The organism is Hyphomicrobiales bacterium (assembly GCA_039973685.1).
GTDB lineage: Bacteria > Pseudomonadota > Alphaproteobacteria > Rhizobiales > JACESI01 > JACESI01.
The window spans coordinates 334,172-351,785 of the sequence record JBDWKL010000043.1 but is presented as its reverse complement, the minus strand read 5'-3'; the positions used below and the strand labels follow the sequence as shown (position 1 = coordinate 351,785).

Here is a 17,614-nt window from a genome sequence, read left to right as displayed (position 1 = left end):
AACAGTGATCTCGAGTGGAGATGACACAGCAAGGCCACCTGAATCTGTTGCTGTAACAGTTAGGTTGAATGCTGTTGTTTCAAGGAAGTCGATGTTTGCACCTTCTGCAACCACCACTTGACCGTCTACCACTTCAAAGTTTTCAGCGCCGAGGCCTGATAGTTCGAATGTGTGTGTGTCGCCGTCATCAACATCAGCCACAGTAAGGTTTGCAACCACTGTGCCTGCATCGGCATCACTGCTGTTGAGTACTTCTGGCGCCGCAACAACCGCTGTCGGTGCTTCGTTGATGTCGTTTAAGTTGATTGTGATTTCAGATTCGGCTGTGTTACCTGCACGGTCCGTTGCACGGATTGTGAGCGTGTGCTCTGGCTGACCTTCATGGTCGAGGTCTGCACCAGCTTTTACGCGAATGCGGTTGCCGAGTGTAAAGAACTCATCGCTGCCACCAACAATTTCGAAAGAAACAAAATCACCAGCATCTGGATTGTCCGTTGTTAGGTTCGCAACAATCTCGTTGACGCCTGTATTCTCATCAATTGATGTGTTGTCAGGAGTTACTGTTGTGAAACCTTCGTTCAAATTATTGATGCGAATTGATGCAGCTTCAGAGAAAGTGTTGCCTTGGCTATCTGTCGTTGTGACGGTTAGCTGGACTGATGACAATGCTTCTGCATTAAGATCTGCACCTTCACGGACAACGATTTGGTCGTCCAAAACTTCGAAGAATTCAGCACCTGGGCCAGACAATTCATAGGTGAATGTATCGCCTTGGTCTGCATCTCTTGACGTAAGAGTAGCAAGGACGCTGCCAGCTTCAGAATTCTCATCAATTGATGTTGCTGAGAACGTAATGTCGAATGGTGCGTTGCTTGTTTCTGGAACGGTAACTGGAACTTCGACAACTGCGTCTGCTTCGCTTACTTCAGCGACAGAAACGGTGACTGTTTCAACGTGGATTAGGCCACCTTTATCAGCGACTTGTACATCGATATCCAACGATGGGATCTCTTCAGCGTTCAACTCAACACCAGGGATAACCGCGATGTTATTGTCGGCGTCAACGAAAAATGTGTCAGCGTGTTCGCCAACAATAGAATATGAAAAGCTTTCGTTCGCGTCTTGGTCTTCAGCACCTGTGATACGGGCTACGATGCGGTCACCAGAGCCGGATTCATCTACTGAGAAGTCGCCATCAAAGAAGATATCTGTTGGATCTTCGTTGATGTCTTGAACGTCAATGTTGATGTTGGTTGTGAGGGTCTCGCCATTGGCCGCAAATGCCGTGACTTCAACAGGGAAAGATTGCGCAGTTTCAAAGTCAATGTCAGCGCCTTCTTTGACTACAATTTGATTTCCGTTAGCAATTTCAAATAGATCGCTCGCACCTTCGGTGATTTCAAATCTGTCAATTGCGCCTTCGACGTTTAGTGTGCCGACGACTGTACCAGCTTCAGCATTTTCGAAAACAGCTTGATTTGAGAAGGCAAATTGTGATGAATCTAGTTGTTCAAAATCATCGTCATTCGGACCTTTCCAAACCACATCAAGTGTCGTGTCGAAACGGTTCTCGAAGTAGAATACTTCAAGGGTATGCGTGCCTGCTTCAAGCTCGATTCCACCTTCAACAAAACGGGCATCGTGAGCTTCTACGTCTTCTACAACAAGCTCGCCATTGACCAAAATGCGCACGCCATCATCGGCATTAACACCAAAGGTCCATTCGCCGTTTTCATCAACAGTGATTTCTGTCGTGAAACGGGCTGCAAAGTGATCGTCACGGCCAGCATCATTTTCAAAAACACTGTTGTCACCTGAACCAAAATTCAAGTCTTCGACGACTTGAACTGAGTCAGCAGGGCGATCGAAATCGACATTGTTGAGATTACGCGTGTCGCGCTCAACATTGTTGTCACCATCAAACACAAAGAATTCGGCTTTAACGCCAGAATTTTCCGCAAAATTGAAAGTAAGACCTGAAATGCCTTCGGCTTGATTGTTAACATCAATTTCGAACGCTTCAATGAAAGTGTTGCCGCTCTCATCTGTTACTTGCAAGCTTAGATCGTGAGTTGCTTGGGTTTCAAAATCGATATCTGCCCCAGCGCGCACAACAATTTGGTTGCCAACAATTTCAAACAAATCATTTTCAACTGGAGTGCCTTCACTATCAACAAGCTGATAGGAGAACTCATTGCTGTCTGCATCAGAGGCTGACAATGTACCAATGACTGTTCCGCCCGCTGAATTTTCATCAACTGCGCGGTTTGAGAATTGGATGTCGACAGGAGCTGCGGTTGCGTTAACTGGCTCTTCTGGTGTTTCGAGCGTTGGTGCATCTGTAACTTCTGGAACTGATTGCTCTACATCGTTACTTGACTGGCTTGCTGTATCTAATGATGTCGGTGTGGTGCTGGTTTCACTTGTTTCTTCATCAGATTCTGCCTCAGCTTCTGCGGAAGAACCGTTGCTGCTATTTCCAGTTTGAGGGGCAGCATCGCTTGGGCCCGTTACACCGGTTGCTTCAACAATATCTACATCTGAAAGAGTGTTCTGACCGACAATCTCACTATTTTCACCTGTGGTAGCATCTGAATTAGTTACTGCTGGTCCGGAAGTGTCAATCTGGTCGGCTAAACCACTTGTGTTCCCATTGGACTGCAGTAAATCGTCATTCGATAGGCTGTCTGTGTTCGATGATGCTGATGTTGCGTTGGCTTCACTTGCGCCTAGCTCACTCTCACTAGAGGAAGCTGCATCGGAGGCTTCGCCTGTTTGTTCAACAGTTCCAGCTTCTGTGCCAAAAAGAACACCGACACCGTCGTTGTCATTTTTAGTTACAACCTGATCAGAAAGAACGAAATCGTTCGCGTTCGCTACGCTATCTTCGTTCTTTGTACCAGCAGATGCACCAGTCGAATCGTTGTTTTTTTCGTCAGCCATTATATTACCACCACAGTAAGAATTTCAAGATTTTGAGTGTCGCCTAGAAGAGTCCAGACGCACCTGTCGTTGCGGGGAATATGCAGAAAATGTCTCTTAAAGCCGTTAACACGGGTTTTTTTAACGAGGATTTTCAGGATAAAAGAGAACCATGATTAACAGTAAATTACTTGACTCAGCGTCATCTTAAGCAATCCTAAATCCCTCAAAGGCAGGTGACTCAGCGTCACCTTCAATAATCCAAAATCTTGCGGAATTTCTTGACTACTTCTTAAGCAAATCACAACAATTTCGAGGCAAAGTGCAACTGACTGTTAATTAAGGTTGCATTTGATGGAACAAACAAACGAGGTCCACGCAGCGCTTTCAAAGCTACGGGACGCCGGTGTTATTAATAAAGAGGGCGCGCCCGATCAACGCGAACGTCAGCCGTCGGACCGCGCGCGCGCGGCTGATGGTACTCTTGTTTCTGATCAAGAGACTGCGGCGCCTTCTGAAGCAGTGCCTGGGCCGATCAAACGCTTTTGGAATATCTGCACAGAACCTTTCACTGGTATTGCGAATGTTCTCCATGAATTGTCTCCAAAAGGGCTAATTGAACGCGGCATTCCGTTTACCTCAGCACTTCATGTTCCTCGCTCTGTCCTAGTATCTTCCATAATCATCAATTTGTTTGGCCTTGCCCTGCCGTTGGTGATCTTGCAGGTTTACGACCGTGTAATCCCTAATCAGGCGCACGAAACCTTTTCGATTATGATGATGGCCCTTGCGGTGATCGCTCTTTTCGAAGCCATCTTGAGGGTTTCTCGATCTTATGTTCTTTCTTGGGCTGCAACGCGCTTTACGACTGCAATCACGCAAGAGCTGATTAGTCGTTTTCTTTATGCGCCGTCTGGCTCATTTTCAGATAACTCGCCGGCGAAAACGATTGAACGCCTATCAAATATCAATCGTGTCGCAGACTTTTACGGTGGCCAATCTCGCCTTATGTTCATTGACCTTCCATTTGCTGGCGTCTTCTTAGGTGTGATGGCAATTATTGGTGGTTGGCTTGTTATCGTTCCCTTCTTGATCTTGTGCTTGTTTGGTTTTGCAACCATCACTTCTAGTCGTCATTACAAGAAAATTCTTGAAGAGAAGGAAGAGCACGAAGCGCGCACTTATGACTTTGTGGCTGAAACGCTGCAAGGTATTTTGACGATGAAAAGCCAATCGGCTGAATCGTTGCTAATGCGCCGTTTTGAACGCCTTCAGGCGAAGAATGCGCAACTGCATTACTCTATCATTACAGCTGCAATGCAAGGCCAGTCGATCGCAAGTTTGCTCGGTAATGGCACAATGATCGCAATGGTTACAACTGGCGCGTTTTTGGCTGTCAACGGTCATATGACGGTCGGTGTTCTTGCTTGTTGTTCTTTGTTGTCAGGCCGTGCAGTTCAGCCGATTTTGCGCGTTGCTGGTACTTGGAATGAATTCCAACGGGCCCGTATTGCTGTTGAAGAAGTTTCCAGATTGTTTGAACTCAACAATGTGCCAGACTTAACCGCAATTGTTGAAGATCCGCCAACACCTGAGATTGTTGCTAAGGATTTGGTTCTAGAGTTAGGCAATACGGGACGACAATTGGGTCAACTCTCTTTTGAAATTGAATCTGGTGAGGCGATCGCACTGGTTGGGCCGGATGGTTCGGGTAAATCGACGTTGTTGAGTGCAATTGCTGGTTTGAGACTGCCAGATTCTGGCTCGGTTACGCTTGATGATTTGTCCGCATATGATTTCCGACGTCGTTATCAATCGGCTGTTGGGTTGTTGGATACGAACACAGAAGTTTTCTCCGGAACAATTTTTGAAAACCTTACTCTTTTTGGGCAGGGCGGTTCTGCAGAAGAAGTGCGTTGGGCAACAGATATTGTCGGACTTGAAAAAGACATCGACAAGCTTCCTCAAGGCTACGACACACCGCTTGGCCGTGGTATCGCAGAGACATTGCCAGCAGGCTTCATCGGTCGATTGTTAATGGCACGGGTGCTCGCGCAAAAGCCTGTTATGTGGGCCTTAGATGAGCCTCAGACAGCTTTGGACGGTGATGGTATTAAATCATTTTTGCAGGCGCTGGATAATCTGCGCGGCTGGATCACGTTTGCCTACACCACAAATTCTGAGGAATTCATGAGGGCTGCAGACCGTATTTTCTACATTCAAGATGGTGAGCTGACGGTTTACGATAACGTGGATGAGATGAAGGCTGGACTTGCTGCAAATGAGTTCGATCGCGTTTCGGTGGATGACACTGAAACTGGCTTCAATAAAATAGGTGCCTAATGAGTTCTGATGAATCTAAAACACCTAGTGCTGAAAACGTTGATGGTGATGCCATGAAGCATAAAGCAGAAGGTGCTGGCGAAGATCAAGTGACTGACGCTCAAGTGACTGAAGCTGATGCAGACGAAAATGCTGATGAAAATCAAACTGTTGTAAAGCCGTTAAGCGATTTAACAACTGAGGATTTTCAAAAGCTTGGTTTGCCAGTTGGTGGGCACGATGGTCTGTCAGATTACGTTCCAGAAAATGACATTGAAGCCAGTATCAACAATATCGAGCAGGCTTTTTCACCTCTGCTGCAAAGCAAAGAGAAGGACCGCTCCAACGCTTATGACCGGTGCTTGCGCTCCTTGTTGGTTGAGCTGAAGTGGCCAGGTGAAGACCGTCATATCATACAGGCGCTGCCCCACTTTAAAGACATGGATGACATCCTTTCATTTCAAGGCGTGTTGCATCATCTTGGCTTTGAAAGCCGGGTCAGCGTAGAAAACGCTGCGAACTTGGAAAAGCGTCTCCCTTGTTTGGTGATTGACGATGAAGCACGACCAAGAATTGGCCTTCGTTTCCTACCCAATGGAAAATTGCTGGTTTATGATGGTCCCCGCGGTGATTTGCGTGAAATGGATAAGCCAACTGGGCAAATCCGTATTTGTTTGGTTGAGCAAACAGGCGAAGGGGGATCGGTCCCTCAAAATCGTAAAATCAGTTGGTTTTATGAGGGCCTACGCAAATTCAATTCTAAAATCATCTTGGTTGTCAGTTTAACCTTTGTTGCAAACCTTTTGGCACTTTCAACACCTGTATTTACGATGAATGTATACAATCGGGTGATTGGTTCTAAGTCATTGGATACGCTTGTCTTTTTTGTGTCCGCGATTTTGGTCACATTAATGTTTGAAATTTACATCAGGCATATTAGAGGGCGTCTAATTGCTTATGTTGGTGCGCGGTTTAATACCCAATTGTTGATTAGGGCGTTTGAACGCATTTTGAACTTGCCAATCAGCATGACTGAGAGCGCTTCTGTTAGTCAGCAAATTGTCCGTCTTCGCCAATTTGAAAACGTTCAATCGTTCTTTACAGGACCATTGGTCAGTGCTGGTCTTGATCTACCCTTTACGATTGTCTTTATCCTCGCAATTTCTTTGATTCACCCCATTTTGGCGCTGATACCAGTTGGTCTTGCGGTTGTTTTTGTCTTGATTGGCCTCGTTTCAATGCCGATGACAAAGAGGAACGTTCTGATTACGGGTAAATTCCGTCAAACCCATCAAAACTTGCTCATTGAGACCGTGAATAAACGCGATACGATCCGTCAATTGCGTGCTGAAGATGTGTGGATTAAGCGCTGGGATGACATTGGGCAAGAATTTAATTCTCGTCGGTTTAATGCCCAGTTCTTTGATACGATTATGCACACACTCGCCCAAAGTTTGGTGATGATTGCTGGTATTGCAACGTTATGGGCCGGCGCTTTGCTTGTTATTGCTGAAGAGCTGTCTGTGGGTGGTTTGATCGCCGTTATGATGTTTGTTTGGCGGATCTTGTCGCCAATTCAAACGGCATTTTTGAGTTTGAACCGTATCGGCCAATTTGGTGAAACGGCAAGACAAGCTGATTTGTTGATGGGCTTGGTGCCTGAGCGCGATCCAAGTACTGCGCCGACACTGAGAAGAAACTATGAAGGGCGTATTACCTTTGATGGTGTCAGCTTCAAATATGGCGCAGCGGCTGACCCTGTATTCAGAGGTGTATCGGTTGATATTCCTGCAGGCCAAGCAATTGCTATAACGGGCGACCCTGCATCGGGTAAATCAAGTTTCTTGAAAATGATTTTGGGGCTTTATAAGCCGCAAGGCGGAACCGTGTTTCTTGATGGCTTGAACTTGCAACAGCTCAATGTGGATGAGGTGCGCACATCAATTGGCTATGTGGCACAGCGCCCTGAGTTCTTTTATGGCACGCTTGCCCAAAACATTCGCCTGGCCAATCCATCTGCAACTGATGGTGATCTTGAGGAGGCATTGTCTGCTGCTGGTATTTGGTTGCCTCATACCCAGTTGGAAGACGGTATTGATACACGCCTGACAGCAAGTAAATTAGGAAGCATGTCGAATACGATGAAACAATGTTTCTCAATCGCCAGGGCTTTTGTAAAGGATGAAAACATCTATTTGCTCGACAGCCCATCCAGCAACCTCAACATGTTTGAGCGTGAAGCGCTGTTTGATAAAATTGGGGATCTTAAAGGGAAGTCGACCCTTGTTATCGCAACGACAGATGATGAACTCATTTCTAAATGCGATAGGGTCTTATACCTAAGAGCAGGCGCAATTGCTTATGATGACACGTCTGAGAAGTTCTTAGCCGCTAAGGCTGCTGCAGCACAGAAGAAGGCCGGATAATCGCGAAGGCACTGATATAGTTGATTAATTCTGGTCAGTGTCTGTTCGCATTAACTGCGGCTTAAGCTTGATACACAGTAGTGTCCTAAAGCTTAGTGCTACGCTTCAAAATTAATTCAAATTAAAACCATCAAGCGTAGGGTTGCTGTATCGAGTAAGAGTGAGTGAGTATCGTGAAACTTTTTAGAGACCCGATTCATCAAGATGATAACCTTGCCATGCCGTTGGAAATTGACGGCGGGCATTGGGATGGTACGTTCCGCCGGTTTTTGTGGGCGTTGAGCGGTTTTGTTGTCATATTAATTACAATGTCTGTTTTTGCGCCAGTGCGTGAAGTTGCGATTGCTGAAGGTGAAATCATTCCCGTTGGCTCTATCGTTTCTGTTGAGCACCTTGAAGGTGGCATTGTCGACAATGTGTATGTTGGCGAAGGCGGCTTTATCCGCAAAGGCGAGCTTTTGATGAAGTTGCACCCTGAAAGTGGTTCGGGTGACTTCAACCAAGTGCGCGTCCGTCGTGACCTTCTTGATATGCGCCGTATTCGTTTGGGTGCTTTGCTCAAAGGCCTAAGCGAACCTGATTTTGGTGAATTAGCAAAAAAATACCCAACTGAATCCGATGATCAACTCTTGCTGTTTACATCAGAGCAAAAGGCAGTTTCTGCTGGGGGTAAGGTTCTTGAATCACGTTTAGAACAGCGTCATTCTGATTTGAAATCGCGCAAAGATGAGATCAAAGCGGTTGATTCACAAATAGCAATTTACCAAGAGCAATACGGTGCTCAGAAAAAGCTAAATGAAAAAGGTTTTTCATCGCGTTCACGCTTATTGCAAGCAAAAGCGCGTGTTGAAGAGGTTCGTGTGACCCGCCAACAACTCCTTGGCACCATTGAATCCATCAAAGGGCAAATTGTTGAGCTGACGAACGAGACAGTCCAAGCAAAGAACACCAAAAAACAAGAATGGTCAGATGCATTGGTTTCGACCATTGGTGAAATTTCTGAGCTTGATGAGCGTTTAAAAGGCGGCGAAGACCGTGTGAAACGTCTTGCGGTTTATGCGCCAAAAACAGGCCGTGTCCAATCTCTGGCCGCTAAATTGCCAGGCCAAGTTATTCGTGCAGGTGATGTTGTTGCTGAAATCGTGCCGCTTGATGCAAGTGTCGAAGCAGAAGTGCGCATTCAACCAAAAGACATCGGTTATGTTCGTGCAGGCCATCCAGCAGAAATTACCTTATCAACATTCGATCCAGAAGTGTTTGGCAAGGTACATGGCGAAGTGCGCTCCGTTTCTCCGACAACTTTTGAAACAGATCGTGGTGACAAGTACTTTAAAGGCCTCGTGACGCTTGACCGTAGTGTTCTTGAGCATAACGGCCGCAACTTCCCAATAACAGCAGGGATGGTTGTTACAGCCAATGTGATTACTGGTTCAAAATCTGTGATGCAGTACATCTTGAAACCGGTTGTCCGCTCTTATGATCGTGCATTCTCAGAGCGCTAGAGAAAGTCTGAACGACAAAGGCAGTCTGCTCTCGTTTCGTTAGCCCTTAAATTGATAAAAGCCCCTCCCGCGCAAAAATGCTGGAGGGGCTTTTTTGTTGATGCGGCCTAACGGTCAAGCGTATTGATTTGCATTAAGAATATAGGCCATTGCCTGAGCTGAGCGTAATGCACTGCTGTTGGGTTGCTTAAGTCCTTACATCGCTCGTGACGACGGCTTAAACAGTCACAAAACTGTATGAATAATTTTAAGAGTGTAAAACTGGGTTTATTGGCAATTGCAGCGCAGTAATGCAGTTAAGTGCGCATGCTCGCCATGCTTTTATACTGCTGTAGCATGATCGGTATTTGTTTTGCACTTAAGCGTGTGTTCGCGACCCGAAGCTTTGCAATCGCTTCAAATGCATCTTCCGACAATTTCAAACCATTGCACAGCTGAATGAACTGCATGCCATTCATTTTTTTGAAGATAGCAGTGATTTTCGTTTCGTTCTGTTGCTTTACATAAGCCAGAACTTGGCAGGTTTCTTGGTAGCTATCAGATTGCGCAAGCTCAACAACGCACTCGTCGAGCGTTGTTCGATTTTTATTTAAGTGATCAATGCAAGCCTGTGCTTTAGGTAAGTAGAGGCTTTGTTCACGTTGAGTTTTTGCATTCTTTGGTGACGCTTCTGGAATATTCAAAATGGATTTCTGAATTATCGTTGGGAGAAGCGTTTCATCGATCCCAAGATTAATACCAACTGGTTCTGCTAAGCTTACCGGCATGTCGCTCCTATCAAAGAGCGCTTGGCCAAAAATTTTATCAACAGAACCGATTGTTGCAAGCTCCTTAAAGCCCTCGGCAGAAAAAGTAGCACCCGGATTCTTGAGTGCTGAAATCAACGTATTCATGTCAGCATTCGAAATAAGGGTATCGGTTACCAGATTGGTCAATTCAGTGCGTCGTGCAATATATTTGCAGTAGCTTGAATCAAACTTTTTCATAATGTCGATTAAGTCATCATCATTGAGTATAATCGAATGTTCTAGGACAGGCGCTGCAATGGCGATTTCTTTGTGTGCAAACTTTAAGATTAAGCTATGCGGTGAGAAATCAAGCCTTGCGAATGTATTTGCTGCATCGATGATTACTTCATAATCATCACTGGAATCGATCAACGGTTCGACCAATTCCGCCAGAGTGCTTAATTGTTCGCCTCCAAACAATTCGACGCTATTTTTGCAAGTTGAGGACACGAAGCGTATCAGCTTGCGCTGCTTTGCAGGGCTGCAATCGGTTAGATCATTCTTGAGGGCTGCAAACATTAGGTTCAATATTCCGTTTGGAATCACAATGGATGATAATCCTAAACAAATTTTGAAAGTTACAGACGAGAAGCCATATCTCAGTTAGGTTGAACGCAACAACGCAATTCTTGGTTAGTGAGGAGTTAAGATGGCTTACCAAAATTATACGCTAGAGATGCTGCAGCAAATTGATGCGCAGCATCATATGCATCCGTTTTGCGACTACAAAGAGCTGCGAGCTCAGGGTACGCGTGTTATCAGCGCTTGTGATGGGAATTATGTGATTGATAGCGAAGGCACACGCCTTCTCGATGCTATGGCGGGGTTATGGTGCGTTAATATTGGCTATAGCAGACCAGAACTTGCAGAAGTTGCGCGAGAGCAAATGCTTGAACTACCGTATTATAATTCGTTTTTCCAATGCACGACACCTTCTCCAATCCTTCTGTCAGAAAAACTGATTGAGCTGGCGCCTGATGGTATTGAAAATGTTTTCTACGGCTCATCAGGATCAGAATCGAATGACACTGTTATTCGGTTGATCCGGCACTATTGGGCTTTGGAAGGCAAGCCAGAACGCCAAGTCATTATTTCTCGCCACAATGCGTACCATGGTTCAACTGTTGCCGCCTCCTCTTTGGGTGGGATGTCTGCAATGCATGGGCAACTCCACACAATGTTGCCTGGTATCAATCACATCATGTCGCCGTATCATTTTGGCGAGGCGTTGCCAGGTGAGAGCGAAGATGATTTTGGTGTGCGTGCCGCCCAAGCACTCGAAGATGAAATTTTGAGTGTGGGTGCTGACAAAGTGGCAGCATTTGTTGCAGAGCCAATTCAAGGGGCAGGTGGTGTGCGGGTTCCGCCATCGACTTACTGGCCAGAAATCAAACGCATCTGCAACAAATACGATATTTTGCTGTGTCTTGATGAAGTGATTACAGGCTTTGGCCGCACAGGTGAATGGTTTGCAGCAAACCATTACGGCATTGAGCCAGATACAATCACGACAGCCAAGGCGATCACTTCAGGTTATATTCCGTTGTCTGCTGTCTTAGTGGGTAAGCGAATTTCCGATACATTGATTCATAAAGGCGGTGAATTTGTCCATGGGTACACCTATTCAGGACATCCTGTCGCTTGTGCTGTTGCGCTTGAAAACCTGCGTATTATCCAAGAAGAAGGGATGATTGAGCGGGTTAAAGAAGATACTGGTCCATATCTGGCTGAGAAGCTGGCGACCTTAGAAAGCCATCCTCTGGTTGGGCAAGTGCGGGCGTTTGGTTTTTTAGGTGCCATTGAGATTGTCGCCAATAAACAGACCAATGAGCGGTTCCCGAATGAAGGGCATGCTGGGGGTGTTTGCAGAGATTTTTGTATTGAAAATCAACTCATTATGCGAGCGGTCGGGGATACAATGATTATGTCGCCTCCACTCACTTGGGACCGTGCGACCATAGATGAATTTGTTGAGAAAGTTGGTCGTGTCTTAGATCAAGCTCACGTGCATTTAACCTCTTAGAAGGCTTGCCTTGTTCAAAAGAAAAACTGCCGAGTAGTATTGGCAGTTTTTTTATATTCAATATACAGCTTATAAGTGTATTATAATGTATTGCAATCTGAATTAACGCCTTGTTAGTGTTTCGCGTGGTAATTGTATTTCAGATAAATACAACTTTTGCGAGAAAACGCATGGGTTATATTCGTCACGATTATGGTCTTGTTTTGGGTGCCTTTACCTCTGCGAATTTCATTGCCAGCACTTTATCAAGCCCACGATCAAGTGAAAATGTATCCACCTGTTGCCGGTGAGTTGACGGCTTTGTCTGTGGAAGCGGGGGCTATGGTTCAAGCTGGCGATCCTATTTTTGCTCTGAGTTCTCTCCCACTCCATTATCAATTGCGCGAGACATCTTTGCGGATTGACCTCTTGAAAAAGCGTCTTGGGCGCCAAGTCGCAGACCAAGAAGAACGGGCCAATATCCAAATCAATATCAACTCACTCTTGGCAGAAGAAAACCAACTTCGTTCAATTCATCTACAAAATGCAGACTTGAAGCGTGAAGCGCCAATTTCTGGCACTGTTACATTTCTCGATGAGCAAGTGCGTGTTGGAGATGTTGTGAATCGCTCCAATGTGTTGGTTGAAATTGCCTCATTTGAGAAAATGGAAGTGCGTGCTTTCGTGAGTGAAACAGACAGGCATCGGCTTCAAATTGGTGCGGCTGCGCGTTTCGTGCCGGAAGACTTATTCCGTTCAAGCATCAATGCCTCGATTGTCGAAACTTCTGAAGCGGGCGAGCGCGAGGTCGCTTTGCCGTACTTCCAATCCACCTATGGCGGTGGCATTGCCGTCGAAGAAAGTGAAGACAATTTAGGTCAAATGAAACCAATTGAAGCGGTTTATCAAGTAAGATTTCTTGTTGAAGAAGGCGGTCTTCTTATTACTGATAACGCACTGCGCGGAACCATCCATGTGGTTGCTACGGCTGAGAGTTTTGGCATCAGAGCGTTTCGACAAATTGCCAAGGTTTTCCTGCGTGAACTTGGTTTATAACCATTAAGATTCCTCACCAAATATACTGCATTGCAACATTTAGTGTCTGCTTTGACACATTTGCGCCAAAATTGGAGCAGAGAAGCCGAATTTCTTGAAGAGCAAAAAGCTCATGCAAAACAAATAATAACAACAATCATTCGGACACACCCCATGAGAAGAATATTAAAAGTTACCGCGTTTGCGGCCGCTTGGGTTGCTGTGATTAATACGCAATCACCAGTTCAAGCATTCACCAGTATTGCTGAACCAGTGACTACACCATCTTTCAAGATCGATAAGTCGGAAAAAAGTTCAAAAGCCCAAGGTGCAAAAGCACGGAAGAAGAGCCGGAAACCGTCTTCCAAGACCGCAAAGAAGAAAACATCAGGGAAAACATTGAAGCGATACGTTGCTTACCGTGCAGCGCATAACCGCGTGAATACGTCTTGTTTTCCAACCCGATTACGCAATGTTTTAAATAAAGTTCGGGCGCGCTATGGCACGACAGCGATCGTTAGCTCAGGCTTTCGGAGCAAAAGGCACAATCGCCGTGTAGGTGGTGCAAGACGCTCTATGCATGTGCAGTGTAAGGCCGCTGATATACGTGTTCCAGGCGTCAATAAGTACAAATTGGCACGCTTCTTAAAGACCATTCCATCTGTGGGTGGTGTCGGCACATATGGCTGTAATGGTTCGGTCCATGTCGATGTTGGTCCTAAGCGTCAATGGCATTGGCGTTGCCGCCGTAGAAGCTAATCTTCTGTTTGCAATATACAAACTGAGATTTTGAAACTTGAAGTTGTAGAGAGACTAGGTTAGAGAGGGTAACTGGTTCAAAGCTGAATCAGTTGGTTAATTGGAATCGGGCTCTCCTTGCGATGACGCTTTCAACGTTTATACCGCGCAGTTATTGGTGTGCATTAGTGTGTTTTGCGACCATAACAACTGGTTGTGCCGTCAGGGAAGAAGCTGGCTTTGGTGCCGCTGCACCTGAACCAATTAAGCCTACGATTGAAGCATCATCTTTCCCTAACCCAACGGGCATTACGGCTGATGTCTCTCAAGAGGTTTTGGCCGCGCGCACGGCTGGCATCCCTTATCCCGTGCCAAATGCAACATTTCTTGCGAATGAAAAGTCGACGTATTTAAAAATTAAAACCACTTTAGACGCAAAAGCTGTCGAAAATCAGCAGTTGGCTGCGACTAAAGGAGGCGCCAGCGCTTCTAAAGCGACAGCTAGCGCATCAGAAACGGCGGTCGTTGAAAATAGCGCAGCGCATGCGGCAGCGCAAAACCTTGCTTTGTCACAACCTTCCGCTAAAACCACGAAATTAAACCAAAATTCTAAAGCAGCGTCTTTGCCCGGTGTGAAACTCAAAACGGGACTTGAAGGGACGCTTGAAGAAAAAGCGCCTAAAACTGTGGCCAGTGTCGCGCCTACAAAAGCGATCTTACCAACGCTTACTTCCTATGCCTCCTACTCTCTCGCAAATGATCGTGTGAATACGAAGTGTTTTCCTGGTCGGCTGCGGAAAATCTTAGGGCAGGTCCATAATCGTTTTGGCAAAAAACCTGAGGTGAGTTCGGGCTATCGCAACGCCGCCTATAACCGACGCATTGGCGGTTCTCGAGGCTCATATCACACCAAATGTCAGGCAGCTGATATTAAAGTGCGTGGCGTTGATAAATACGTGCTCGCCAAATATGTCCGCTCATTGCCAGATCGCGGTGGTGTCGGCGTTTATGGCTGTAAGGGCGTTGTTCACGTGGACGTAGGTCCGCGCCGTAATTGGCATCACCCTTGCCGCAAGCGTCGTCGGAGCTAATTAAGTAAGGGTGCCCGAACCAATAAGTCCGGACACCAAATGCTTAGCTTATTTCTTTGCAAAACAATAAAGCAGGCCAGCACCACCAGTTTTGGGTAGATCTGCTTGGCCACAACCAGCTGTGCCGTGGGAAGAATTCCACGAGACCATATTGCGAGACACATTCAAGCCAACTCGGTCATGGTGACCAACAATGGCAGAGCCTGCACCATTTTTGGTCCAGTTGCCGCATGTTGTATCGCCACCAGCTGTCGAGAAATAACCAGCTGAATCTGACCCTGTCAAAATATCATGTTGGTTTGGCTTGCTGCCGCGACCGTTGATTGGTTTGCCGTTTTCATCAAGCGCGGTTTTGCCGCCAATGTTGGCTTTGTCGCTGTGCAATTCATCGACGTTGTTAGCAATCAGCTCACCAACGGCATTGTGCCAAGGGCCAGAACCGATACGGTCACGAGCACTGATGCCATTTGTAACAACTGGCTTGCCGCTGCTGCGGTCAATAATCATTTGAGCACTCAAATAAGCGGCCCATTCTTTGACTGAACCTGCTTTGCTTGCAAGTGCTGCACAATGGTTGTCTGCCCCCTCAAGACCACCAAAGTTAGCGCCATCACCGCCACCAGTGCTGGTGATGAAGAATGACATTTTCTCAGCATCCGCAGATTGCCCATTAGCAGCGATAACTCCGCCACAAACAGACAACGCGAACGCTGCAAGGAAAGTTGTATTTTTAATGATGCGCGTCATTATTTTCTCTTTCATTTTTGAATGGATAATCGGGAAATGTTAGTTAAACGACTATCTCATGTCTATCTTGTGTAACTCACGTTGTTGAGAAGACGGACGTGAGGTGCTTGAGGGGAGCCTTCACCAAAGCGTTTATCGACCAAACTTGCCAAGCGCGCTTTCTAGCGCCTAGGCTGGGTGAATATAATGAAATTCATTTGGGAGGATGAGATGCTTGAGAACGATGCAAATAACGAGGTCGAACAAGTCCTTGCGAAATTAAATGAAGCCATGATTGCGGGGGATGCTGCTACCGCTGCTGATTTATTTACTGATGATAGTTATTGGCGCGATTTGGTTTCATTCACATGGAATATCAAGACGATGGAGGGCAGGGCAGCAATCGCTGATATGCTGTCTAAACAGCTCGCTTCCGTTAAACCCTCTAATTGGCACATTGCTGAGGGAGAGGCTGCTGCTGAAGATGGTGGTATCATAACAGCGTGGATTGGTTTTGAGACTGGCGTATCGCGCGGTTATGGGTTGATCCGCCTGCGCGACGGCCTGATTTGGACATTGCTCACGTCAATGGTGGAACTTAAAGGCCATGAAGAACCAATGGGCATGGAACGTCCATTAGGCGCGAAACATGGGGCTGGAAAAGGCCGCCTGACTTGGAAAGAAGAACGAGAGAAAGAAGCAGCCGATCTTGGCTATTCTGCTCAGCCCTACACCGTCATTATTGGTGGAGGGCAAGGCGGCATTGCCTTAGGCGCGCGGTTGCGTCAACTCGGCGTGCCAACCATCATCATCGAGAAAAACGACCGCCCCGGCGACAGTTGGCGCAACCGTTATAAATCACTCTGCTTGCATGATCCTGTTTGGTACGATCATCTGCCTTATCTTCCATTCCCGCCGAATTGGCCGGTCTTTGCGCCAAAAGACAAGATCGGCGATTGGCTGGAAATGTATACCAAAATCATGGAGTTGAACTACTGGACGCGCTCCACGTGCCAAAACGCAAGCTTTGATGAAGCGGCCAAGGAGTGGACCGTTACTGTGGACCGCGATGGCGAAACGGTAACGCTCAAGCCAAAGCAATTGATCTTCGCCACGGGCATGTCCGCCAAACCGAACATGCCAGATTTCCCCGGCATGGATAGTTTCAAAGGCGAGCAACAACACTCCTCCAAGCACCCTGGACCTGACGCCTATAAGGGTAAAAAGGTGGTTGTGATTGGCTCCAATAACTCTGCCCACGATATTTGCGCCGCCCTTTGGGAAAACGACGTTGATGTCACCATGGTTCAACGCTCAAGCACGCATATCGTCCGCTCTGAACCATTGATGGAGATCGGGCTAGGAGACCTTTATTCTGAGCGTGCTGTCGCGAGCGGTATGACCACCAATAAAGCCGACATGATCTTCGCCTCTCTGCCTTATGCAATCCTGCATGAATTCCAAATTCCTGTGTATGACAAGATCAAAGAGGTCGATGCTGACTTTTATGCAGGCCTAGAAAAAGCAGGGTTTGACCTTGATTGGGGTGCGGATGGTTCGGGGCTGTTCATGAAATACCTACGTCGTGGTTCAGGCTATTATATTGACGTGGGTGCAAGCCAGCTGATTATCGATGGTAAGATTAAACTCGCCAATGGGCAGGTCACAGAAGTCGTCTCAGACGGTGTTGTCCTTGCTGATGGAACCAAACTTGAGGCTGATCTTATTGTCTACGCCACGGGCTATGGTTCGATGAATGGTTGGGTGGCTGATCTTGTCGATCAACCCACAGCAGATAAGGTTGGTAAAGTGTGGGGGCTTGGCTCTGACACGCCCAAAGACCCGGGGCCATGGGAAGGGGAGCAACGCAATATGTGGAAGCCGACCCAACAAGACGCCCTGTGGTTTCATGGCGGCAACCTTCACCAATCACGCCATTATTCGCAATTTCTATCCTTGCAAATTAAAGCGCGGATGGAAGGCTTGCCTGTGTCTGTTTACGGCTTACAAGAGAGTCATCATAAGTCGTAAATGGCCTTTGTTTGAAAGGCTGATTTGGGGG

Annotated in this window: 11 protein-coding genes; 8 read left to right on the top strand and 3 right to left on the bottom strand. The window is 46.7% G+C overall.

Annotated features, from left to right (window positions below; genetic code table 11):
- On the bottom strand, positions 1–2,943 hold a 2,943-nt coding region (locus ABJO30_12740), incomplete at its 3' end, for a PA14 domain-containing protein (protein MEP3233685.1).
- A 333-nt stretch (positions 2,944–3,276) separates the two neighbouring features.
- Between ABJO30_12740 and ABJO30_12735 the strand changes: the two genes are divergently transcribed.
- From ABJO30_12735 to ABJO30_12725, 3 genes are all read left to right on the top strand, one after another.
- A complete protein-coding gene (locus ABJO30_12735) occupies positions 3,277–5,265 on the top strand; it encodes an ABC transporter transmembrane domain-containing protein (protein MEP3233684.1) in 1,989 nt (662 codons plus the stop codon).
- The gene (locus ABJO30_12730; protein ID MEP3233683.1) at positions 5,265–7,670 is read left to right on the top strand and encodes an ABC transporter transmembrane domain-containing protein; all 2,406 of its coding nucleotides are present in this window, start codon (positions 5,265–5,267) and stop codon (positions 7,668–7,670) included. The genes ABJO30_12735 and ABJO30_12730 overlap by 1 nt, the downstream gene beginning before the upstream one ends.
- A gap of 173 nt (positions 7,671–7,843) precedes the next feature.
- On the top strand, positions 7,844–9,172 hold the full coding sequence (locus ABJO30_12725) for an HlyD family type I secretion periplasmic adaptor subunit (GenBank protein ID MEP3233682.1): 1,329 nt from the start codon (positions 7,844–7,846) through the stop codon (positions 9,170–9,172).
- 296 nt (positions 9,173–9,468) lie between these two features.
- Here ABJO30_12725 and ABJO30_12720 read toward each other — a convergent pair whose 3' ends face one another.
- Positions 9,469–10,479 carry a DUF2336 domain-containing protein gene (locus tag ABJO30_12720; GenBank protein MEP3233681.1) on the bottom strand — a complete coding sequence of 337 codons (1,011 nt, stop codon included), beginning with the start codon at positions 10,477–10,479 and terminating at the stop codon, positions 9,469–9,471.
- A gap of 130 nt (positions 10,480–10,609) precedes the next feature.
- On the opposite strand from ABJO30_12720, the gene ABJO30_12715 reads away from it, so the two are divergent.
- The 4 genes from ABJO30_12715 (at position 10,610) to ABJO30_12700 (ending at position 14,826) form a co-directional block, all read left to right on the top strand.
- Entirely contained in the window at positions 10,610–11,983 is a 1,374-nt protein-coding gene (locus ABJO30_12715) for an aspartate aminotransferase family protein (GenBank protein MEP3233680.1), read from the top strand.
- Between the two features lie 207 nt (positions 11,984–12,190).
- The gene (locus tag ABJO30_12710; protein MEP3233679.1) at positions 12,191–13,018 is read left to right on the top strand and encodes an HlyD family efflux transporter periplasmic adaptor subunit; all 828 of its coding nucleotides are present in this window, start codon (positions 12,191–12,193) and stop codon (positions 13,016–13,018) included.
- 153 nt (positions 13,019–13,171) lie between these two features.
- Positions 13,172–13,756: a D-Ala-D-Ala carboxypeptidase family metallohydrolase gene (locus tag ABJO30_12705; GenBank protein ID MEP3233678.1), complete on the top strand. Its 585-nt coding sequence runs from the start codon at positions 13,172–13,174 to the stop codon at positions 13,754–13,756.
- A 122-nt stretch (positions 13,757–13,878) separates the two neighbouring features.
- On the top strand, positions 13,879–14,826 hold the full coding sequence (locus tag ABJO30_12700; GenBank protein ID MEP3233677.1) for a D-Ala-D-Ala carboxypeptidase family metallohydrolase: 948 nt from the start codon (positions 13,879–13,881) through the stop codon (positions 14,824–14,826).
- Between the two features lie 48 nt (positions 14,827–14,874).
- Here the strand turns inward: ABJO30_12700 and ABJO30_12695 are convergent, their stop codons facing one another.
- On the bottom strand, positions 14,875–15,573 hold the full coding sequence (locus ABJO30_12695) for a hypothetical protein (GenBank protein MEP3233676.1): 699 nt from the start codon (positions 15,571–15,573) through the stop codon (positions 14,875–14,877).
- A gap of 210 nt (positions 15,574–15,783) precedes the next feature.
- Here ABJO30_12695 and ABJO30_12690 point away from each other — a divergent pair, with 210 nt between their 5' ends.
- Entirely contained in the window at positions 15,784–17,583 is a 1,800-nt protein-coding gene (locus ABJO30_12690) for an NAD(P)/FAD-dependent oxidoreductase (protein MEP3233675.1), read from the top strand.
- The last annotated feature ends 31 nt before the right edge of the window (positions 17,584–17,614 follow it).